The sequence below is a fragment of the Paraburkholderia silviterrae genome (assembly GCF_004353915.1).
GTDB classification, from domain to species: Bacteria; Pseudomonadota; Gammaproteobacteria; order Burkholderiales; family Burkholderiaceae; genus Paraburkholderia; species Paraburkholderia silviterrae.
In genome coordinates, this window is record NZ_SMRP01000023.1 from 1 (window position 1) to 23,084 (window position 23,084).

Sequence of the window (23,084 nt, forward strand, 5' to 3'; positions counted from 1 at the left end):
GACTTGCTTGTCCGGGTTGTTGATGAAGTAGGGCGACAGGTAGCCGCGGTCGAACTGCATGCCTTCGACGACTTCCAGCTCGTCTTGCAGCGACTTGCCGTCTTCGACGGTGATGACGCCTTCCTTGCCGACCTTGTCCATCGCTTCAGCGATACGGTCGCCGATCGACGTGTCGCTGTTGGCCGAGATCGAGCCGACTTGCGCGATTTCCTTGTTGGTCGTGCAGGGCTTGCTGACCTTGCGCAGCTCGTCGATGGCTGCTGCGACGGCCTTGTCAATGCCGCGCTTCAGATCCATCGGGTTCATGCCCGATGCGACGTACTTCATGCCTTCGCGCACGATCGACTGTGCCAGGACCGTAGCGGTCGTGGTGCCGTCACCGGCGTTGTCGCTGGTCTTGGAAGCAACTTCCTTGACCATTTGCGCGCCCATGTTCTGGAGCTTGTCCTTGAGCTCGATTTCCTTTGCGACCGAGACACCGTCCTTGGTGACCGTCGGGCCGCCGAACGAGCGCTCGAGCACCACGTTGCGGCCCTTCGGACCCAGCGTGACCTTCACTGCGTTGGCGAGAATGTTCACGCCTTCAACCATCTTGGAACGGGCGGAATCGCCGAACACGACGTCTTTAGCTGCCATCTTCTAACTCCTTGAATTCTTGATGAATGAGCGGTGGTCTGAACTTACTTGTTCACCACGGCCATGATGTCTTCTTCGCGCATCACGAGCAGTTCCTGGCCGTCGACCTTGACGGTCTGGCCAGCGTACTTGCCGAACAGGACGCGATCGCCGACCTTCACGTCGAGCTGGATCAGGGCGCCCTTGTCGTCGCGCTTGCCCGGGCCCGTGGCCAGGACTTCACCTTGGTCCGGCTTTTCTGCCGCTGCGTCCGGGATCACGATGCCCGAAGCGGTCTTGGTTTCTTGATCCAGGCGCTTGACGATCACGCGATCATGCAAAGGACGAAGGTTCATGGATAGATCCTCTATCTTGATTGGGACTTGAAGACTCAAGAAAACCTGGCTGCCGGCAACCGACAGCCAGAGATGTATTAGCACCAGAGTTGTTAGCACTCTCATGCGGTGAGTGCTAATTATATGGACGAGGAATGACAAATTCAAGAACGGGCCAGATGGCTTTTTTTCTGGTGTCGAGGAAGGCGCTGGCGCACGTCCGGGACTGCATCGACGCCGGAATCACATGCTCATCTTTCGATAAATATCCAACAAAAACAAATACTTATATCGACACCACGCACTCGCGTTCGCGTGATCCGTCTCCGCTAACCCTGCGGGAAAAGCCGTTCCCCAAGCTGCTTCACGTCGTTTTGGGTGGACCAGGGAATTCCCCACTCTGCGCCATCTGTGCCTCGCAAGTGACATTCAGGGCGCTCCCGCGGACGAACTGTTTGCCCCCTTAAACTTCCGACTCGGCGGAGACGGGCGGTGGGTGCTGTAGCGCAGCATAACCAAGCATCCCATCCCTATTTTTCATGGGTGCTTGTCCCGAACGGGCCACCTACGGTGGACACCGGCGCGCAAATCCCAAGAGTCGGCGAACGGCAGCGAGCCGGCTGTACGTGGGACGACGCGATTCAGAAAAAGACCAACGAGCAGTGGTACGCGATCGTCGACGCTGACGTGCACCCACAAGAACTATTACGTTTAACCCCTCCAATATCTTTCAATAAACCCACGATATATAGGCATCCCCTCAAACTCGGACCAGTGCAAACCAGAATTTTTCAATTGAAATCGTCTGATGCCCCGTCCTGCGTATGCCCGCGCACAAACTCAACACCGCTTAATGCTCACACTACGGAACATAAATGGACGTGGATGCCCTCATCATGCACCCTCACGCACAATGCATTTCAAAAGCCTGACGATCAAGATTGGCTAATTTTACTTTTCGTAAGGAAATTTTCTCGAAATGTTAATGCGGGGTGCGGAATGAGGCGCGATTTTGACAATACCTATGGCGTGAGCGTGATAATCCCGCACTACAATCGCATTGATTTACTTTGGCTGGCCATCGAGTCGATATCTAGCCAGACAGTTCCTCCGCGAGAAATTATAGTTATTGATGACGCATCGGGATTGCAGTTCGAATTGCCAAGTCATTGTGGAGACAAGATTGCATTGCGCCTGATTCGCGGGAGCATAAATCGCGGGGCGGCATGGTGTCGAAACCGGGGCATTGAGGAAGCGACCGGCGACCTGATTGCTTTTCTCGACGCAGACGACCGATGGCTCCCGGACAAACTTGAAAGATGCATCGCCGCGCTTGGTCGTAAGCCTCCCGAGGACGTAGCGAGTGTATTGTTCAGTAACGTCATGCTCGTCGACGGGTGCCGACGCACGGTGGGCAACCCGTTTCCCTACGATGGTCAATCGATGTTTGACTTCATTTTAGTGAAAGGAGGGTATGTTCAAACTTCTTCTATCATGATGTGGCGCCACCAGTATCCGTTAATTAGCTTCGATGAATCTTTGCGCCGCCATCAAGATTGGGATTTCGCAATCAACGCCGAAATAGCTGGCTGCGCGTTCATATATCTGCACGACACCCTGGTTGAGTACTCTTTGAGCGGCAATGCGGGAAGAATATCGGCGGAGACCAATTGTGAACCAAGCCTGGCATTCCTCGAAAAATACAATAATTTCATGTCGAGGCAGCATATCTCCTCGTTTGTATTTAACGTGCTGATTTACAAAAATCTCAATTTTTCATTGCGATTCAACATCGTCGAGAGACTTATATCAAGAAAAATGCAATTACCAGGAAAGAAGTGGGCGTCGACTTTTACGAGATTGATTGTTGGAAGAGGTGGCGTAAACATAATAAAACGATTGAAGCAGAAAACCTGAAGTCGAAATCGTTCGACTTAGCTGGCTATCCGCAGTCGAACGCCAAGGGGAGGAAGGATTGCGCGGACGCCGCAGGCGTCCTTGACAAGGCATGAATGCTGATACGATTTCCACATGCAGTGACTCCAGCCCTTCCGATTCGAACTGATGTCGACCGGCGAGCAAGTGCGCGCAAGGTCAATGGCTCGGCGAACTGGAAAAAGCCGAAGGCCCGAGTCCACCGCATCCACGCGCGCATCGCCAACGCGCGAGCGGACTTGCTGCACAAGGCGTCGAACACGATCGGCAAAGACCACGCAATGATCACCGTCGAAGACCTGCAGATTCGCAACATGGTGAAGTCGGCCAGCGGCACGGTCGCGACTCCTGGCTGCAATGTTCGCGCGAAGTCGCGCCTCAACAAGGCGATACTCGACCAGGGGTGGTATGAATTCCGCCGCCATATTTCAGCCGATAGCCGCAAGACGCAAGCGCTTTTCGCCTGCGTAAATTGCGGCCATGAGGCTAATGCCGGCCCGGTCGGCGCCATCAATGTGCTTCACCGAGGCGACGCGCAACTGAGCGGTGAAGGGCTGGAATTAGCTCGGATAGCCTGCGGAGAGTCGGTGCAGTCGGGCCACTCGATGAAGCAGGAACCCACCCAGGTGGCCTGCGATGGCTAACACCGTTGACGGCACGGCAGGAATCCTCCCCATTCATGGGGAAGAGAATTTCAACCTGTAGAATCGACCAGCCCCACCGCCAGTTGAATCCAGGCATTCAATGTCCTCCTTTGCCCTTACACCGCCCTCCCCCCATGATGTGCATATCTGGCAGTGGGATCTCGACGTCGGCAGTGGCGATTTCGATCTCTACTGGGAGATGTTATCGACGCAAGAGCGCGAGCGCGCCGACAATTTCCGCTTCGAACAGCATCGCCGTCGCTACGTGGCGGGACGAGGCGAACTCAGGCGGCTCCTCAGCCGCTATCTTGGGCTATCGCCGCGTGCGGTCGCGCTTGACTATGGTTCGGAACGCAAACCATTCTGCGCGACCCAGCCGCCTGGGTGGAGGATCTGCTTCAATCTCAGCCACAGCGAGAATACGGCGGCTCTCGCAATCTCAAACGGTTTCGAGGTCGGCATCGACGTGGAGCAAGTTCGCGCGATCGAGGAGTGTGTGCCGCTCGAAGTATTCTCCGGCCTGGAGCGCGCGGCATTTACCGCATTGCCGGACGCAGAAAAGCAAAAAGTTTTCTTTGAAAACTGGGCGCGCAAAGAGGCCTGTTTGAAAGCGCTCGGCACCGGCTTCATCTTGCCACCGACCCATTTCGAGTTCGATCTTTCCATCCGCGGCGACACGACACCCCGCTTTGTCGGCGGCGAGGCAGAGGAAGCGACGCATTGGCGCATTTGCGCCCTGCCATTCGGTCCGACCTGCGCGGGAGCGGTGGCGGCCCGACGCACCGACTGGTCGATCGTCAAAATGAATTGACCGACGACATCTGCTTCAGAGAGCGGCCCACCTCGCGAGACACCAGGACGGGCGAATTCTCATGCAATGCCGGGAACGAACCGGCGACGAGATCCGCCTTTCCCCGACGTAGCTCCATGGACCGGCAACGCTTTGCGGCCGTGAGAGGGGATTGTGTATGTCGGCGCACAGATGGTTCGGTGCCGCTTTGCTTAAATCGCACAACCCATACCAGCAGCGCGGGCAACACGCGAGCACTTCGCGCAACTCACACGCAAGGTGAGGCAAGCTATGAGCCAAGCCGTCATTGGCGCAAACGCCGACAGGATGCGCGGTATCGAGGCTATGCGTGGCATCGCCGCGATGATCGTCGCGTATTTTCATTGCCGGGCGATTGCGTGGATCGGCATTCGGGCGTTCACGGCGGGTCGACACCACTTGTTTTCACTCGATACTGTTCTGGCGTACCTGTCAATCCCGTTCGTTTGGGGCCCGATCGGCGTACCGATCTTTTTTGTCATCAGTGGCTACTGTATCCATCGCAGTCAGGCGATGCGGCTCGCACACAATCCGCAGTACCGGCTCGATGCACGTGACTTTCTGTGGCGGCGCTTCGTCCGTATCTATCCCGTGCTGTTTTGCGCGCTACTACTAACGTTCGCGCTTGACAGCATCAGTCTCCACTTCTGGCCACACAACGAACTACTCGGCAATCTCGGCTGGCGGACGTTCGGCGCGAATCTGTTCGCGTTACAGGGTATCGCCTCACCGACCTACGGCTCGGACACCGCACTTTGGACGTTGTCGCTCGAGATTCAGTTCTATGTGCTCTATCCGCTACTTTTCATTGTGCAGCGTCGGCTTGGTCCGAATCGCCTGCTCGCGGTGCTCATGCTGCTCGGTGCAGTTTCCTATGCGCTCCTCGAGAGGCGAGGGATACTCATCTTCACGACGTACTGGTCTTCGTGGTATCTCGGCGCGTGGTTCGCGGAGCGCGAGGTGCGAGGATTGCAGTTTCCGCGGTGGTTCGTCACGGTCGCATCACCACTGCTGCTGGTGCTCGGCTGCATGGCGTCGACGCGATACTCGCGATATCTCTGGTGCGAGCCCTGGGCGCTGGCGTTCGTACCGTTGCTCGAGGTGATGCTGTGTTCGTGTGCAAGCGGTACCCGCGCGATGCGCGTGCTCGAGAAAGTCGGGGAATTCAGCTATTCGCTTTATATCGTGCATATCCCTATCGCCATCGTGCTGGTCTCGTGGCTATTTCATTCGACCAGGCAGGTCAGCATTCTCTGGTCGATCGGATTCTTTTTTGTCGCGCTTGTTGGCGCTTACGTATTCCACCTGCTGATTGAGCGCCCGGCAATAGGGATGCTGCGCAAAACGTCGACACAACGCAGGTCCGCTGCCGGCAATGTTGGTGCAACGTGACAGACACCGATGGCCGTCGCGCGAAACGCTGGCGGTGAATAAACAGTCCTGACGACACCGACCTTTCTGGCTTACGTGCAAACGAGGGCCTGTCATTCGATTTCGCGCGGGTATCGCTTGCGTTCTGCCATCCTGCCGGGCCAAGTCTGAGCGGAAATGCTTGACGCGCTTCGTGCGCACGCGCTCCTCCGTGCAAGGTGTTGTTGCATCGCATCGTGTGTGCGAAGACGCACTGATAGGTGCACCGCAGAAGTTTAACTTTCTCTTGCACAACTCATGCCGCGCCTGAGACACGGGTCAGGTGCGCATAGCCTCGTGCTGCCTGCTCCTCCCGTGACCGCCCGCCGTCGTGTGCGCGCGCTGCACGCGCATTGCCAGGCGTAGCTCAGCACAAGCCCTTCCACAAAATTATTGGAGAGCGGCAAATGTCACACAGAGATGGAATTTCAGGCGACCTGCCGAGCGAGACCGATCACGTGCCTGGCGTGGCAGCGCGCTTCGATGCCATATGTGCGGAGTTCGGCGATCATGTCGCTGTGATCGACGCAACAGGCGAAGAAAGTTACGCCAGCCTCGCTGAGCGTTCCGCCCGTCTGGCAACCATCCTGAGCAGCATGGGACTCGAGCGCGGCGAGCGCTGCGCCATCATGGTTCCGCGCAGTCGTGACACACTCGCCTTGATCCTGGCGATCCTGCGCCTGGGCGCTGTCTATGTGCCACTGGATCCGGCCTATCCCCGGACACAGCTCGATTTCATCGTTGCCGATTGCTCGCCCAAGCTCATCATCGCAGAAGGCGCGGCGCTCGCCAGCGTTGGTAATCTTGATGGAGTACTAATCGATCTGGCGGATATCGTTGCATCGTCGGAGACTGCCGGCACCGCTGCGCGGCAGGCCTGCGGTGGCGACGATCCTGCTTACATCATGTACACGTCCGGCTCGACCGGCAAGCCCAAGGGCGTGATCGTGCCGCACCGCGCAATTGTGCGCCTGGTGCAGGGCCAGACCTTCACTGAGATGTCGGCGCGCACGCGCTTCCTCAACCTGGCACCCCTCGCCTTCGACGCGAGTACGCTGGAGATCTGGGGGCCGCTTCTGAACGGCGGCTGCGCCGCCATCATCAACGAGGTCCAGCCTTCTCTCGACACGATGGCCTCCGAGATGGCGCGGCTCGGCGTCACGAGTGCCTGGCTGACGGCCGGCCTCTTCAATGCGCTCGCCGACTATCGGCTGGAAGCCTTTCTTCCGCTCAGAGAGGTACTCACTGGCGGAGACGTGCTGTCGCCCGTCCATGTACGCAAGGTCATGGAGGCCCATGCCGGGCTGCAGATCATCAACGGCTACGGTCCGACCGAGAACACGACCTTCACTTGCTGCTACCGCATTCCGCGCGGCGGCGAGGCCCTGGCACATGGCGACGCCATCCCCATTGGCGACGCTATCGCGGGCACGCGTGTCTACATCGTGGACGACAAGCTCGTGCCGGTTGGCGAGGGAGAAGTGGGCGAGCTCGTAACGGGTGGTGACGGCGTTGCGCTCGGCTACCTCAACCGCCCCGAACTAACGGCGGAGAAGTTCGTCGACGACGTTTTCAGCCCCGGCTCCAAACTCTACCGCACGGGTGACCTGGTCCGCCGGCGCCCGGACGGGGCCATTGATTTCCTGGGCCGCAACGACCGGCAGATCAAGATCGCCGGCAAACGCATCGAACTCGATGAAATCGAACATGCGCTTCGTGCGGCTCCCGGCGTCGCCGATGCGGCCGTCGCTGCATTCGAGGGCCGCAGGGGAAAGGCCATCGCCGGCTTCGTGAAGGCCGAAGTGGCCGATGCCACCGCCTTCCTCGCCGGGCTACGCGGTTACCTCAAGGCGGCATTGCCCGACTACATGGTGCCAGCGGAGTTGCGTGTCCTGGCGGCCTTTGCGCTGACGCCCAACGGCAAGATCGACCGAAAAGCCCTGCTTGCGGGGCTCGATACGCAGGCAGACGCATCGGCCGCGCCGCAGCCGGTGAATGACGATATCGCCGATAAGCTCGCGTCCGTTTTCGAAGGGCTCCTCGGTCACACCGTCGATCGCCACGCGAACTTCTTCGACCTTGGGCTGCGCTCGCTCGATCTGATACGAGCGCACGCCATCATCATGCGCGATCTGGCAGCCAAGGTCGCGCTGGTTGATCTGTTTCGTCATCCTAATATTGAGGCGCTGGCCGCGCATATGCGCACCACCCTCGGCGTGGCGAACAATGGGACAATTCAGCGCCGCCGGGACGCGCAAGGCGGGGCTATCGCAGTCATCGGCATGTCCGGACGGTTTCCGGGTGCGCGCAATGTCTCCGAACTCTGGGGCAACATCCTCGCCGGGCGCGACTGCATCACGCATTTCGACGCGGCGGAACTGGAAGACAGTTTCGACGAGGGTACTCGCCGCGAAGAGCGTTATGTCAAGGCGCGGCCGATACTCACAGACGTCGACCGCTTCGATGCCGGCTTCTTTGGAATGCTCGCGCGCGAGGCAGCGCTGACCGATCCGCAGCAGCGCCTGTTCCTTGAGATTGCCTGGGAGGCGTTCGAAGACGCCGGATATGACCCGGCGAAGATCGAGGGCGCCGTCGGGGTGTTCGCCGGCACCTCGATGAATACCTACTTCCTCAAGCATGTCCTCTCAGACCGTGGCGTCATCGACGAATTCACGAGCCAGTTTCAGATCGGCGAGTATCAGAAGCTCGTCGGGGCCGGCGATTTCGTCGCCACCCGCACCGCTTACAAGCTCGGTCTCAAAGGGCCTGCCATATCGGTACAGACGGCATGCTCGACCTCGCTGACTGCGATTAGCCTCGCAGTCGAGAACCTTCGAGCGGGACGCTGCGACATGGCGCTGGCCGGTGGCGTGTCGGTCACCTTCCCGCAAAAGCGCGGCTACTTCTATGAAGAAGGCGGGATGGGCGCGCCCGATGGCGTTTGCCGCCCGTTTGATGCCGATGCCAAGGGCACGGTATTCGGCAGCGGCGCTGGCGTCGTCCTGCTCAAGCGCCTGGAGGACGCCATCGCCGACGAAGACCCGGTCTATGCCGTGATCCGTGGTGTTGGCATCAACAACGACGGTGCCGACAAGGTCGGTTTCACGGCTCCCAGCGTCGATGCGCAGGCCCGCGCCATTGCCATCGCGCATGCCGAGGCTGGCGTCGATCCGGCTTCCATTGGCTATATCGAGACCCATGGCACGGCGACGCCGCTTGGGGATCCCATTGAATTCGCAGGCCTCGTGCAGGCATTTCGCCTGGGCGGCGTCGAGGGCGGCCAGTTCTGTGCCCTCGGCTCCGCAAAGGCCAATGTCGGACACCTTGACGCGGCCGCCGGCGTGACGGGTTTCATATCGGCGGCGCTCGCGCTGCGTGAGCGTACCTTGCCGCCGCTCACGCATTTCCGTGGGCCCAATCCGGGCATCGACGTAACGAATAGCCCCTTCTTCTTCAACGTCGCAGCGCGCCCCTGGGCACAGGGTCCGGCGCCACGCCGCGCGGGTGTGAGTTCCTTCGGCGTGGGCGGCACGAACGTCCATGTGGTGCTGGAGGAAGCGCCTTGCCGCGCCGGCGCGGTTGAGCCCGAAGAAGGGCTGCAGATCTTGCCGCTTTCGGCGAGGAGCGCGGCCGCGCTCGAACGTGCGAAAGCCAGGCTCGCCGGTCATCTGGCGGCCCATCCCGCGCTCTCGCTCGCCGACGTGGCCGCGACGCTGCAAACGGGTCGCCGCAACTTTACCCACCGCGCCGTGGTTATCGCCGACAGCCTCGATCAGGCCCAGGCGAAGCTCCAGAAGGGGGCCGTCGAAGCCCTGGCCCCTCAGACCGCGCCCGCGGTGGTCTTCATGTTTCCCGGCCAGGGTGCCCAGTATCCTGGCATGGGAGAAGCGCTTTATCGCACCGAGCCGGTCTATCGGCAGTGGATCGACAAGGGCGCCGAGACGCTCGCGCCTCATCTCGGGCTGGATATCCGGGCGCTGATGTTCAGCGAGCCCGCGGCGGGCGACGACACCCCGCACCCGATTCGCTCGACGGTCTACGCGCAGCCTGCTCTGTTCCTCGTCGAATATGCGCTGGCGCAGTTGTGGATCTCGCGCGGCATCAAGCCGGCGGCCATGATCGGCCATAGCGTCGGCGAACTGGTCGCTGCCTGCGTGGCCGAGGCAATCACCTTCGAGGATGCGCTGTACCTGATCGCCCGGCGCGGCGCGCTCATGCAGTCGGCAGAACCCGGCGCGATGCTGGTCGTACGCCTGTCGGAGACCGATCTCCAGCCCCTGCTGCCCGATGATGTCGACCTGGCCGCCATCAATGCGCCGGCGCTCAGCGTCGTGGCGGGCCCCTTCGCGGCCATCGAGGCTTTCGAGGCCACGCTGAAGGTGAGCGATATCGAGCATCGCCGCCTGCAAACCTCTCATGCGTTCCACTCGCGCATGATGTCGGGCGTCGTCGAAGATCTTGCCAAGGTTGCGGATAGCCTTTCTTTCGCACGACCCAAGATCCCGTACGTGTCCTCGGCGACCGGGCAATGGGCGGCGATGGATCAGCCGGTGAGCGGACATTACTGGGCCAGTCATTGCCGCAACGTTGTGCGCTTTAACGAAGCGCTAACCACAGCGACAGCAGAAGGCAAGCCGCTGCTGCTCGAAATCGGCCCCGGCCGGACGCTATCGACCTTCGCCTTGCAAGGATTGCCCAAGGACAGGCATTTGGGTGCGATTGCCTCGCTGCCTGATTTCGCCATGCGCGAACGCGAGCTTTGCGTCCTGGCCGAGGCGACTGGACGGCTTTGGCTGAACGGAGTCACGCCGAACTGGAAAGCCCTCCAGGCCGAAGCCGTCCGCCGCGTTTCGCTGCCCACTTATGCCTTCGAACCAGAACGGCATTGGATTGACGCCCCTGGCACTGCCGCTTCACGCCAGCCAACGACGCTCGCCGCACCGCTTACCGCGCCGCTTACCGAACCGATTGCCGCGCAAACGTTGTCCGACGGCATAACCGCCCCCCCTCAGACCGCCATGACCCAACCCGTCCAAATCGATCGCAAACCGCGCCTCATTGCCGAACTGGCATCGCTTCTAGGCGAAATGTCCGGCGAGGCACCGGATACCTCCAATCCGGATGTGACCTTCTGGGATCTCGGTTACGACTCTCTGTTCATGGGACAAGTCTCCCAGCAGCTTCGCCGCCGCTACAACGTCAAGATCAGCTTCCGGCAGATCATGAGCGACTATCCGACGCTGCCCGCCTTGGCAGGGTTCCTCGATGGCGCTTTGCCGCCTGATCCGGAACAGCCGGCTGTGCCGGCCCCAGCACCAGCCGCTGCCGCTGCCGCGCCGGCCGCCATGACGGCTGCGGCCGCTCCCGCCGCGACCACGCAGGTCGCCGTCGCGGCACTGGCCACTCCTGGCCCAACCGGGCAGCTCGCCGTTGCGCCGGCCACGAGCGACATCCAGGCGGTATTCCGCGACCAGCTCGCAGCGATGCAGTCCTTGATGGCGCGTCAACTCGAGGTGCTCCAGGGCGCACCGCTGGCGCTCCAGCAGCCTGCAGCGTCCATGGCGGCATTTCCGGCCGCCGCGGCGCCCGCCACGCCGGTGCCGGCAGCCGAGCCTGCGCGCACCACCGGCCCCGAGATCAAGTTTGACGAGCACCGGCCATCGCGCTTTAACGCATACAAGCCCGGCGCAACGGGCGCGGCGCAGATGACCGATGCCCAAGCGGCATTCATCGCCGATCTGGCGGCGCGGTACTCGGCCAAGACCGCCGGTTCCAAGGCTCGTACGCAGTCCTGTCGGGCTGTGCTTGCCGATCCGCGTACCGCCAGCGGCTTCCGCGAGGAATGGAAGGAGCTCGTCTATCCCGTCATCGCCCTGCGGTCCAAGGGCTCGAAGATCTGGGATGTCGACGGCAACGAATATATCGATCTCGTCAATGGCTACGGCCAGACCGCGTTCGGCCATACGCCGGATTTCGTGGTGGATGCGGTCAACGCGCAGATGGCGGATGGTTTTGCCATCGGACCGCAGTCCCCGCTAGCGGGCGAAGTCGCCCAGATGTTCGCCGAGATGACTGGGCATCAGCGCGTCACCTTCTGCAATACCGGTTCGGAGGCCGTGATGGCCGCGATGCGCCTCGCGCGCACTGTGACCGGCAAGGACAAGGTCGTCTGCTTCGACGGCGACTATCACGGCCAGTTCGACGAAGTCCTCGTCAAGCCGGGAAGCGAGGCGGGCCAGCCGCGTGCTTTCCCTGTTGCACCCGGCATCCCGCTGGGCTCCGTGCGCAACATGGTCGTGCTGCCCTACGCGAGGCCCGAAAGCCTCGAGTGGATCAGGGCCAACATCGACGATATCGCCGCTGTCCTGATCGAGCCGGTGCAGTCGCGCCATCCCAATCTGCGGCCGAAGGAATTCGTGCAGCAATTGCGCGAGGTCACGGCAGCCAATGACTCCGCCCTGATCTTCGACGAGGTCGTGACGGGCTTTCGCGTCCATCCGGCCGGCATGCAAGGCTACTGGGGCATCAAGGGCGACATGGCGACCTACGGCAAGGTGGTCGGCGGCGGCCTGCCCATCGGCGTCCTCGCCGGCAGCACCCAGTTCATGGATGCACTCGACGGCGGCCAGTGGCAGTTCGGCGACGCCTCGGTTCCCGAAGTGCCTCCGACCTTCTTCGCCGGCACGTTCGTACGCCATCCCCTGGTGCTGGCCGCGATGAGAGCCGTCCTCCTGCACCTCAAGGAGGCCGGCCCGGCGCTGCAGGAATCGCTCGCTGCCCGCATGGACGGCCTCGTGCAACGCATCAATGCGCATTTGGAGAAAGTCGGCATTGCCGCGCGGGCAGAATCGTTCTCGAGCTGGTTCTATGTCAGCCTGTCGGGCGAAGACCGCCTCGGCAGCTTGTTCTATCCATATATGCGCTACCTCGGCGTTCATATCATGGAGGGCTTCCCCTGCTTCCTGACGACGAGCCATTCGGAAGCGGACATCCGCCGGATCGGCGACGCCTTCATCGAAAGCATCGACGCACTCCAGCGCGTGGGCATTCTCGGCGCAACGCAGGACGCCAGCGCTTTCGCACCGCAAGCCGAACCGCAACTCACGCAGTCTGCGCTCACCGAGCCGCAGAAGGAAATCTGGATGTCGGCGCAGCAGGGCCACGAAGCATCGCTCGTGTTCAACGAGTCGTTCACGCTCGAGCTCAACGGCAAGCTAAACGAAGCCGCTTTCGAACGCGCCTTCGCCGCGACCGTCGCTCGCCATGATGCGTTGCGCGCTCACTTCTCACGCGTCGGCGACACGATGTACGCAGATGCGGCAACGAGCGTTCCGCTGGTGCCGATCGACCTTTCCGGCCACGCCGATCCGGCCGCGGAGCTCGCGGCCATCGTCGACGCGGAAGCGCGCGAGGTCTTCGATCTCACCCGCGCTCCGCTGGCGCGCGCCGCGCTGGCGCGCCTCGCAGACCAGAAGTGGGCCTTCGTGTTCACGGCGCATCACATCGTCTGTGACGGCTGGTCGATCAACATCATCCTGCGCGATCTGGCTGCCCTCTACGCGGCCGAAGTATGGGGCACGCCGGCCGAACTTGACGCAGTGCAGAGCTTCCTTGCCTTCGCCAAGGCGCAGGATGAAGCCGGGGTCGACAAGCAAACGCGTGACTTCTGGCTGAACCTCCATCGCGAGCCCGCACCGCAGCCCGAGTTGCCCGGCGACCGTCCGCGCCCGGAGCTCAAGAGCTTCAACGGCGCCTCGACCACGCGCCATCTGGGAGCCGATCTTCTCAAACAGGTCAAAACGGCTTCCTCCAAGCAAGGCTGCTCGCTGTTTGCCACCCTGTTCGGCGCCGCCCAAGTACTGTTTGGCCGGCTGTCCGGCAATGACGATGTCGTGATCGCGGCACCGATGGCAGGCCAGTCGCAAGCCGGTGAAGCGCTCCTCGTCGGGCACTGCGTCAATTTCCTGCCATTGCGCGTCAGGTTCGAGAGCGACAAGCCTTTCGCCGTACATATGAAGGCGGTGCGCGATCACCTCTTCGACGCGGGCGACCTGCAAAACTACACCTATGGTGCGCTGGTGCGCGATCTCGGCATCAAGCGCGATTTCAATCGACTGCCGCTCACGGATCTGCAGTTCAATCTGGAGAAGGTCGACGGCGAGCTCGACATGGCCGGTGTGACCACGCACTTTACGCCGAACGCGAAGGCCTACAGCAACTTCGACCTGTTCCTGAACGTGATCGAATCGGCGCAAGGCCTTCGTCTGGATTGCGACTTCAATACCGACGTCTACGACGAAGCGACGATCCAGCGCTGGCTCGGTTACTACGAAACCTTGCTGACGGCAATCGCCCGCGATCCCGAAACGCCGATCGCGGCACTGCCTTTGCTGAACGAACACGAGATCCACCACCTTCGCGACGAGCTCAATGCCTCGCGGCGTGACTACGATCTCTCGCAGACTGCTCCGGCGATGATCGCTGCGCAGGCCCGCAAGACTCCCGATACGACGGCCGTGTCGGACGAAGCGGCGAGCCTCGCCTATGGCGAGCTCGATGCACTCGCCAGCCAGATTGCCCGCAGGCTCGCGGCGGCAGGTATCGCGCCGCACGGGCGCGTTGCCATCGCGATGGACCGCAACGCGATGACCGTGGCCGCCATGATTGGCGTGTGGCGGGCCGGTTGTGCCTACGTGCCCCTCGACATGACGATGCCGCCTGCTCGCCTGCGTCGGATCCTCGATGGCGCCGACATCGCCGCCATCCTCAGCGATCATGTCAGCCGCATGGTGCTGGAGCCGGGCGCACATCGCGTGTTGAATCTGGAGGCGCTCCTCGAGGCAAGCGACGACGAAACCGCTCCTTTGCCCATCGTGTCCGAATCGCACTCCGCCTATGTGATTTTCACGTCGGGTTCGACGGGCCAGCCCAAGGGCGTGGAGATTGCCCACCGCGCCCTGAGCAACTTCCTGTTGTCGATGGCGCAGGTGCCGGGCTTTGCGGCGAGAGACAGCATCGTCGCGGTCACCACGTTCTCCTTCGATATTTCGGGCCTCGAACTGTTCCTGCCGCTCATTGTCGGTGGGCAGACCTTCATCGCAGGCCATACAGAGGTGCGCACCGGCTACGAGCTGGTGACCCGGCTGAAGGAGGAGGCCGTCACCGTTCTCCAGGCGACGCCGTCACTCTGGCGCATGCTGCTGGAGGCAGGCTTCGAGCCGCCGAAGGGCTTCACTATCCTTTGCGGCGGTGAGCCGTTGCCGCGCGACCTCGCCGACGATCTGCTGGCAACCGGCGCACAGGTGTGGAACCTGTATGGCCCGACCGAGACGACGATCTGGTCTTCTGTCTCCCGTGTCGTTGCGAATGGCTCCGTGGTGATCGGCGCACCGCTAGCCAATACCGACCTGCATGTGCTCACAGAAGACCTGCATCTTGCGCCGCAAGGCGTGAGCGGCGAACTGTGGATTGGCGGCGAAGGCCTGGCAAAGGGCTATTTCAACCGCCCCGACCTCACCGACGCCGCCTTCAAATTAGTTGCCATCGAGGGCGCTGCGCCGCGCCGGCTCTACCGCACCGGCGATCTTGCGAAGCGCCTTGCCGATGGCTCGCTGCAGCACCTGGGCCGTCGCGACCAGCAAATAAAGCTGCGGGGCTTTCGCATCGAGATCGAGGAGATCGAGGCTGCCTTGCGCAAGGCACCCGGCGTTGCAGCGGCTGCCGTCGCCATGCATACCGTGGGCGGAAGTCCACGCCTCGTGGGCTACATCGTCGAGACTGCATCCGACAAGACCGACCAGGCAGCGGTGGCAACGCATGTTGCCGGGCAATTGCCGGGCTATATGGTGCCGACCCTGTGGATGACGCTCAACACGCTGCCCCAGACCAGCAATGGCAAGCTCGACCGCAAAGCCCTGCCCGTGCCGACACCTGACATGGTGGCCACGCCGCGCCATGCGCATGCTTCGCTCAAGGTGGTGCCGCATACCCCGATGCCAGCCGAACCGGCGGCAATCGAGGCCACAGCAACCGAGCCTGTCGCGGCCGAACCGGTGGCCATGACGCCGACTCAGGCCACCATCGCTGCGGTCTGGGGCGACGTGCTCGGCCTCCAGCACGTGGACATCGACCAGAAGTTCTTCAGCCTCGGCGCAGATAGCCTCCAGCTGTTCCGCATCGTCGCGCGAATGAACGAGCGCGGGCTGGGTGTCGATGCGCGTCAACTCATGAAGAACGTGACGATCGCCGAGTTGGCCGCGACACTTGATGGCACGCAGGCGGACGAGCCGACGGAAGCCGCTGCCGTGACGAGGCCATCGATCCTTAACTTCAAGCGCAGGCATGCCGAGGGAGTCTGAGCGATGAAAGGGATAGCCTTGAATATCGCCGATGCTCAAGAGATCGAGGCCGGCTACGCCCTCTTCCCTGCAACCGCCTGCCAGGTACGGTGCTGGCATGAGCAGAAGGCGTCGCCGAAGGCCTCGGCGCTCAACATCGCCTTCCGGCTGCAATTGTCGGGGCCGCTGAAAGCCGCGAGCATCGAGCAGGTGCTCTGTGAACTGGTCGCGCGGCACGAGATTTTGCGTACCGGCTTCCTGATGACAGGTGCCGGGCTGCGCCAGCAAGTCTGGAGCCAGGCGCCGTTCCGGCTCGAAGTGATCGACCTCACCGGTTTCGAGGAAAAAGCCGCCTTTGCCGAAGCCGAGCGTATCGGTGGACAGCAGGCTCGCACGCCTTTCGAATTGCCGTCCCGCTCCTTCTTCCGCGCGGTGTGGTTGCCCAGGTCGGTCACACTGGGGGAGTTGCAGCTGACCTTCCATTCGCTTGTCATGGACGGCTGGTCCTTTGCGATCCTCGTTCGCGAACTCGTGGAAGGACTTGCCGCGCTGCATGCTGGCCACGATTCCGAACTCCCCGATGTCGACCTTCACCACGGCGACTATGCGCTCTGGAAGGAAGAATTCCTTGCCAGCGGCGCCCTCGATCGCGCGCGCGCCCATTGGCGCCAGGAGCTTCAGGATTTCAGCCGCTTCGACGTTGCCGGCGATCGCCCCCGGCCGCCGGCGCGGCGCTTCCAGGGCGTCATTCGCTCCATTCTGTTGCCCGGCGCGTTGAGCGAGCGCCTGATGGAGGCCGCCAGGGCTCAAGGCGTAACGCTATTCAGCGTGGCCGCTGCGGGCCTCGCGATGGCCCTGCAAACGGCGGCCGGCCAGACCAGCGTCACCATGGGCACGCAGATGTCGGTGCGGGACCAGCAGGAACTCGAGGGCGTGATCGGACCGCTCATCAATACGGTGATCCTTCGCCTCAACGTTACCGAAGGCAGCACGCTTGCTTCCGTCACGGCGCAGTGCGGCGCCAAGCTCAGCGACGCCATTGAACATCTCCACTTGCCATTCGAAGAGATGATGGTACTGGCGGGCGAGCTTTCCGACATGAACCGCCCGCCGCTATGCTCGGTCAATTTCGCTTTGCAGAAAAGCTTCGTCGGCATGGACGATGAGGTCCGCCGGGAGGATTTCGCCGCGACGACCTCGCCCTCCTTCAACGCGGGCGCACTCTACGACCTCAACTTCTTTATGGTGCGGCGCCCGGAAGGTTGGCGCATCTCCTGCGAAGGCGACACGGACCTCTACGACGTCGAGACGATCGACGGACATTTGGCAAAGTGGCGCGAGGTGCTGGAATCCGTCGAAATCGTGGCCGAACGGCTGCCGGCGAGCGCTTCCCGCAGCGCTTCCAGTGCCGCGCGCGGTGAAACGGCGAAAGTCGTGAGCGGCGTGGGTGTCAGCGGCTTCATGAGTCAGGCCGAACTGGCGGCGATCGCGCACAATATCGTGCGATTCAACGAGAATGCGCCGGGAACGCCCATCATCGCGCTCAACAACACGGCAGTGCTCTACGGACTCGCTCAGGAGATCGGCTCCGATCGGCCCGTCATCGACATCCCCATGGTGCCGGAAGGTGCCCCGCGCGCGTTCCCGCAGCGTGCTTTCCAGGATATCGCCGCGGACGCCGTGCGGCTCATCCGGCTGGCCCGGCCAAAAGGCCCCTATGCCCTTATGGGGCACTGCGTGCTCGGTGCGATGTCGCTGGAAGCGGCTCACCAACTGCGGCGCGAGGGCGAAACGGTGGAGCTCGTCATCCTCAACGATTCCTGGTGCCCGGGCTATCGCGAGATGATGCCCTGGTACGATCGGCAGTTGCGCAAGATGCAGGTGCGTGCGGACAACATTCCGCGCGACTTCCGCAAGGCCAGGCGCGGCGAGATCTCCATGGTCGCCTTCCTCAACCAGTATCGGATCGTGCGCTGGCTCCATATGGCAGACCTTGCGCTGAAGCTCGGCCTCATCAAGGGAAATACCTCGGAGCATCTGGTTGCCGAAAATCGCTGGTACATCGAGTATCTGCTCGCGCAGCAGGCGCGGTACCGTCCGGCGCCCTATGACGGCGATGTGCAGATCTTTCGCAGTGACCAGGCGCTTAAAGGGCGGCTGTTCGCCTGGGGCCTGGGATGGCAACCGGTGGTAACGGGCAAACTGGTCGTCACCCCGGTACCGGGCATGCACGATCAGATCTTCCGCGCAGCCGGCGCTGCTGTCATCGGCAAGCAACTGCGTGAGCGCCTGGCCGGAATCGAGGCGAATAGCGTTCAAACCAGTCGTGACGAGCCGGACGCTTCCCCACATTCCTGAGCGACGCCAAGGCTTAGAAACGGATTCATGACGACTGCAGCGCGCGCGTGAGCGTGCGCCAGCAGTCGTAGTCGCAACTCCGTGCCGATAGCTCGGCTGCTCAGCGTTTGACTAGCCGCAGGACCGAATTCAGGGGCGATACCAGCCTGGTCAACGGCGCGTGGACGACCTCCGAAAAGGTCTTTGGATTGCGGTGCTCCAGCGTCGAGATGACCGTCCTCTTCAAACTGTCGCGCAATGGTGAGAGCCCTGGCGGCAACGGCTTTAGACCCATCTTGCGCAGAATGTAGTTCGCCTGATAAACCCTGGCACGTTTCTCGAGTGACCTCATGCAGTAGTTGATGCTGATACTTACCGATATATTGTCGTCGTTCTTCACCCAGTGCGGCGCTAATGATGGGTGATGCACCACCTCGCCCGGGTTGAGCCGAAAGATCGTCCCGCGACTCTGCATTTCACGGCGGTAACTCGCAGCTTCGAAGTTGCCGGCGTAGTAACGTTCGATCTCGTGGTCGGGCACCAGCTCGCGATCGGTCGCTGGGAAGAGACATACATCCTTTGAGCCTTGCAGCTGGAAGAGGAAGTTGGTTTCGTGATCGATATGGAACGGTGTTGCGATATTGGGCGAGGAGACTAACAGCGTCATCGTAACCAGGGTCATGTCCTTGCGCAGCGGGAAGCCGGACAGACTTTCAAGTTCGGATGTAATCGTATCGAGAACTTGAGCGTACTCGGCGTCGTAATGCTGCGCCAGAGTTAGCTTGATCCATGTGCTGCCTTCACCCACGCGGGCAAACGCCTCGGCCAGCTGCCTGCTTTGCGGCATGGCACTAAACTTTGAATCTATGGAGCCGTGTTTGAAGTTAATGGCATTGCAATTGCCATTTTTTTCGAGCATACGCTCGGCGACTTGAGCGATTCTAGGGAGCTCGAACAAGCCACCCTGATGTAACGTATGATGAAATTTGAACGGTTGCAGATTAAAGTTGCTTTTGAATTTTTTTTCGCAAGCCTGAAGAATTTTCTTGTCAGATGACTGTTGGCGTAATGTACTACTCATCATGGCATCGTCGCTCGGCGAATACATAGCACACCTTGCAGGTTAGAGAGCACTGTTTGTAGCCTACTATCGTGCCTGTCGGCAGGATGTGCGTTGACGTACGTCCGTACGTTGACTTTCATCCAGAATCGACCTGTCCGCACCAGCAAATTGCACCAGCGCGCGCCTGCGCATACCGGTTTTCAGCGCATCACGTAGCAAATCCCCATGGGCGACGAAGAAAATGCCGGCAAGCAGCTCGATCCGTAAGCGAGTCCCCAGTCTTGCGATTACCCACGTCGGTTCAGGGCGAGTTCATACCCCGGTCGAATATCGGTGAGGTGCAGGATACTGCGCCACATAACAGTATTACCTGGACGCGCATCACCGGCTCTGGCCAGATAACCAAGCCGGGCAACCGTGTACTGACGACAGCATCAGAATCCACCGGATTTCCGGGCAAACGCCAACGTAGATGTGGATGTTCGTCAACGCACATTTGGCCCACAGGCAGGATAGTAGGCTACAAGCAATGTTCTCCGAACTTATAAAGGTGTACCGTGTCCGTCCCGGGCAATGGCGTTGTGTTGGTTAATACATTAAGCGCCAACTGCACTCGAGCGAAAGAACTTCAGCCTTGCAAGAAAGAATTCAAAAGCAATATTGATCTGCATCCGTTCAAATTCAATCATACATTGCATCGGAGTGGCTAGTTCGAGATCCCTGGAATCGTCGAACTCGCCAGGCTGCAAGGAGCGATCGCATGGAGATGTCCACAGTTGGCCCGGTTCTTGAAGCAACATTGCCCGACAAGTGGATCGACGCGGATCCTTCGGTGTTTCAAGAGAATTTCGAGCGGAAAAGTTTCGAGGTCTCCCACCATCTCGTGTGCCATCCGCTCTTCCAACTTCCTCAATTGATGGATTTGGCAGACCGAACCCTGAGAACTCGCCCATCTGATCTCTACTACGACATGGGTGACATCGCTCCCGGTCAAAAATGGAAAGATACAAATCGTGCATTCTCACCGCTGAACGCATTAAGGCAACTGGAAGATTCAAACGCCTGGTTCATTTTCAGAAGCACGCAAAGAGATCCGGCCTACGCCGAGCTGTACAGACATGCCATCGCAGAGATCAAGGATATGGTCGGCGGCGGCATCGAATCCAAGATCAGCAAGGAGGACATCATAATTTTCGTGACGTCGCCGAAGCGGGTGACGGCATATCACATAGATCGTGAATGCAATTTCATTCTTCAAATCCACGGGAAGAAGGATTTGTATGTCTTTGATCGGGAAGACCGGCAGATTCTTCCGGAGGTAGAACTTGAGCGTTTCTGGGCGTTGGATAACAACGCGGCAAACTATAGACCGGAGCTACAGAACCGAGCGCGCTCGTACAAATTGGCTCCCGGAAATGGCGTTCATGTTCCTGTCAACTGCCCCCATTGGTTGAAGAACGACGACAATATCTCGGTGACTTTGAGCGTAAATTTCCAGTTTGTTGACTCTATGCGAGCGGACGTCTATCGGGCCAACTATTACCTAAGGAAGCTCGGAATCAATCCCAATCCGCCTGGACGGAGCGCGGTACGGGACCGAGCCAAGGCCATGGCGTTTTCGACGGCGAATGCCGCCCGGCGAGTTGCCAAGTCGGCTTTTCAAAGAGGTGGCTAGTCTTGTGGTTGACGCCACGATCATCGCCGCCTGCTGCTAGACCCATGTCGTTATACACAACGTCGCTGTCGCGCCATGACACCGAGAAAGCTCGTTGACTTTCAATGACATAGAGCGGCTCTTGTAGACTGTCGGCGTTTCGCGTTTGCTCTCCGCTTTTGAGCGGACGCCTTGGTCACCGAATCGACGCCCTGGTCGCAAACGGAATTCGAGCAACTGGACCTGAGCGACGCGTGCCTGAACAAGCGAGCAAGGCTTTTGATGGAAAGAATGGTGGCCGAGACACCACCGAGCTAGATTTCAACGATCAGGAGGCGATCGGTCTGGGTCCGTTGACCTACGAGGCGCAGCGTGGGATGTTCGTTCACCCGACCTATGCGGTGACGCCGCAGCGCGAGCCGTTGGGTATTCTGGACGCGTGGATGTGGGCCCGCGAGAAGAAGGACGAACCCGGCGCGGAGACAATCTGCAAGGGGCTCACAAAAGTTCATATCGCCGCGCGAACCATGCGCTTATTGCGCGATGACGGTGACGCCGACACTTCTCTATAACGACATGCCAATAAGGTGGCAATGCGAGCTACGCCACATATTCGCGCCGCCCGCTCGTGTTACAACGATTTCCAGTCGCCGAGGTCACTGCGTACAAGGCATATACGGACGCGTGCGGTATCGCGATGCTGAGGATGCCCAATCGTCTCTTCCACGCTTGAAAGACATCCGTCTCACTGCAGGAGATCGATTCATGAAGTCTGTATCCGTGGCAATGGCTACCTACAACGGTGGCCTATATCTGCGCGAGCAACTCCAAAGTCTCGCGGCACAAATTCGTGCGCCGGAGGAACTGGTCGTCACGGACGATGTCTCGACCGACGACACGTTAGCCATCCTTGCCGAATTCTCCCATACCGCACCATTCCCGGTGCGCGTATACGTGAATACGCAGAGACTCGGCTATCGCGCCAATTTCATGCGCGTCGCCGGTATGTGTAGTTCGGACATCATCGCGTTCTGTGACCAGGATGACGTATGGCGGCCCGATAAACTCCAGCGCTGCGTGGACGTGCTCGAACGCACAGACGCCTTGCTGGTCTACCACAATGCGATTGTGACGGACAGCGCCCTGAGTCCCATCGGTACCCTCGCGAGGTTCGCGCTCGCCAACTCTTACAACCCGCCGTTGAGTATCGACCCCTTCATGGGCGCCAATGGCTTCACCCTCGTCTTCGACCGCCAGCTCGTACAGTTTTCGTCCCTATGGGATCGTTCTATCGATATAAATGACGGCAACAATCCGAACGCTCATGACCAGTGGTACTTTTTCCTCGCCCAAACCCTCGGCGCGCTCGCCTACGATGACGCACCTCTAGTGCAGTACCGACGGCACGGGTCTGCGGTGACGTCATCCACTTGGATCGGCGAGTCGCGTCTCTCAAAGGCTCCGCATTTTCTGTTCGAGTGCCTGGGTCGCTGGGAGCATATTGTGCTTGTTTCCGAGCGACGCGCAGCAATCATGGATGAGATTGCGCAAGAGCCCGCGATCCCCCAAGCGGCCAGCGCACGGGTCGGGGCAGAAAAATATCGGGCGATTGCACGCTTTTACCGCGAACGCATTGAGCTATATAACAATGACAGGATTGTTCATCGGTTCCGGCAGTTCATGGGCATTCTCACATCGGGTGGCTACCGGTCCGGGGACGTTTGGGCCAAGGGGCCCAAGAGCGGGATAAAGGATCTGCTTCTCGGCGTACTGCGCGTCAGCCGGATCGTGCCCGCCACCGCGAAGGCCAAGCTGCGTGGATACTGAGCGTTACTAGATCAGGAAACCTCACCGCTTCTTTGGGGCATGTCGTTATACACAACGTCGCTGTCGCGCCATGACACCGAGAAAGCTCGTTGACTTTC

The 23,084-nt window shown here is 60.5% G+C and carries 11 protein-coding genes and 1 pseudogene; 9 read left to right on the plus strand and 3 right to left on the minus strand.

Annotated features, from left to right (window positions below; all coding sequences use genetic code 11):
* Nucleotides 1-636: TCP-1/cpn60 chaperonin family protein (locus tag EYW47_RS31035; protein ID WP_276322969.1), on the minus strand; the 636-nt coding region annotated here is incomplete at its 3' end.
* 44 nt (nt 637-680) lie between these two features.
* Nucleotides 681-971: a co-chaperone GroES gene (locus EYW47_RS31040; protein ID WP_133198641.1), complete on the minus strand. Its 291-nt coding sequence runs from the start codon at nt 969-971 to the stop codon at nt 681-683.
* A gap of 978 nt (nt 972-1,949) precedes the next feature.
* Here EYW47_RS31040 and EYW47_RS31045 point away from each other — a divergent pair.
* The 6 genes from EYW47_RS31045 (at nt 1,950) to EYW47_RS31070 (ending at nt 18,463) form a co-directional block, all read left to right on the plus strand.
* Nucleotides 1,950-2,867, plus strand: a complete 918-nt coding sequence (locus EYW47_RS31045; RefSeq protein WP_133198642.1) for a glycosyltransferase family 2 protein — start codon at nt 1,950-1,952, stop codon at nt 2,865-2,867.
* Between the two features lie 95 nt (nt 2,868-2,962).
* Complete coding sequence (locus EYW47_RS31050; protein WP_133198643.1) at nt 2,963-3,529, plus strand: RNA-guided endonuclease InsQ/TnpB family protein; 567 nt, start codon at nt 2,963-2,965, stop codon at nt 3,527-3,529.
* 100 nt (nt 3,530-3,629) lie between these two features.
* Nucleotides 3,630-4,340, plus strand: a complete 711-nt coding sequence (locus EYW47_RS31055; protein ID WP_133198644.1) for a 4'-phosphopantetheinyl transferase family protein — start codon at nt 3,630-3,632, stop codon at nt 4,338-4,340.
* Between the two features lie 270 nt (nt 4,341-4,610).
* Nucleotides 4,611-5,750 (plus strand): acyltransferase family protein, encoded by a 1,140-nt coding sequence (locus EYW47_RS31060; RefSeq protein WP_133198645.1) that lies wholly within the window; start codon nt 4,611-4,613, stop codon nt 5,748-5,750.
* Nucleotides 5,751-6,175: 425 nt separating this feature from the next.
* On the plus strand, nt 6,176-16,126 hold the full coding sequence (locus tag EYW47_RS31065) for a non-ribosomal peptide synthetase/type I polyketide synthase (protein ID WP_133198646.1): 9,951 nt from the start codon (nt 6,176-6,178) through the stop codon (nt 16,124-16,126).
* Nucleotides 16,127-16,129: 3 nt separating this feature from the next.
* The gene (locus tag EYW47_RS31070) at nt 16,130-18,463 is read left to right on the plus strand and encodes a condensation domain-containing protein (RefSeq protein WP_133198647.1); all 2,334 of its coding nucleotides are present in this window, start codon (nt 16,130-16,132) and stop codon (nt 18,461-18,463) included.
* A 100-nt stretch (nt 18,464-18,563) separates the two neighbouring features.
* Here the strand turns inward: EYW47_RS31070 and EYW47_RS31075 are convergent, their stop codons facing one another.
* On the minus strand, nt 18,564-19,550 hold the full coding sequence (locus EYW47_RS31075) for a cupin-like domain-containing protein (RefSeq protein ID WP_133198648.1): 987 nt from the start codon (nt 19,548-19,550) through the stop codon (nt 18,564-18,566).
* Nucleotides 19,551-20,265: 715 nt separating this feature from the next.
* On the opposite strand from EYW47_RS31075, the gene EYW47_RS31080 reads away from it, so the two are divergent.
* From EYW47_RS31080 to EYW47_RS31090, 3 genes and pseudogenes are all read left to right on the plus strand, one after another.
* On the plus strand, nt 20,266-21,180 hold the full coding sequence (locus tag EYW47_RS31080; protein ID WP_133198649.1) for a transcriptional regulator: 915 nt from the start codon (nt 20,266-20,268) through the stop codon (nt 21,178-21,180).
* Nucleotides 21,181-21,458: 278 nt separating this feature from the next.
* Nucleotides 21,459-21,653: pseudogene (locus tag EYW47_RS42150) on the plus strand (IS4 family transposase); the annotation flags it as partial.
* A 271-nt stretch (nt 21,654-21,924) separates the two neighbouring features.
* Entirely contained in the window at nt 21,925-22,986 is a 1,062-nt protein-coding gene (locus tag EYW47_RS31090; RefSeq protein ID WP_165976724.1) for a glycosyltransferase, read from the plus strand.
* Nucleotides 22,987-23,084 lie beyond the last annotated feature (98 nt).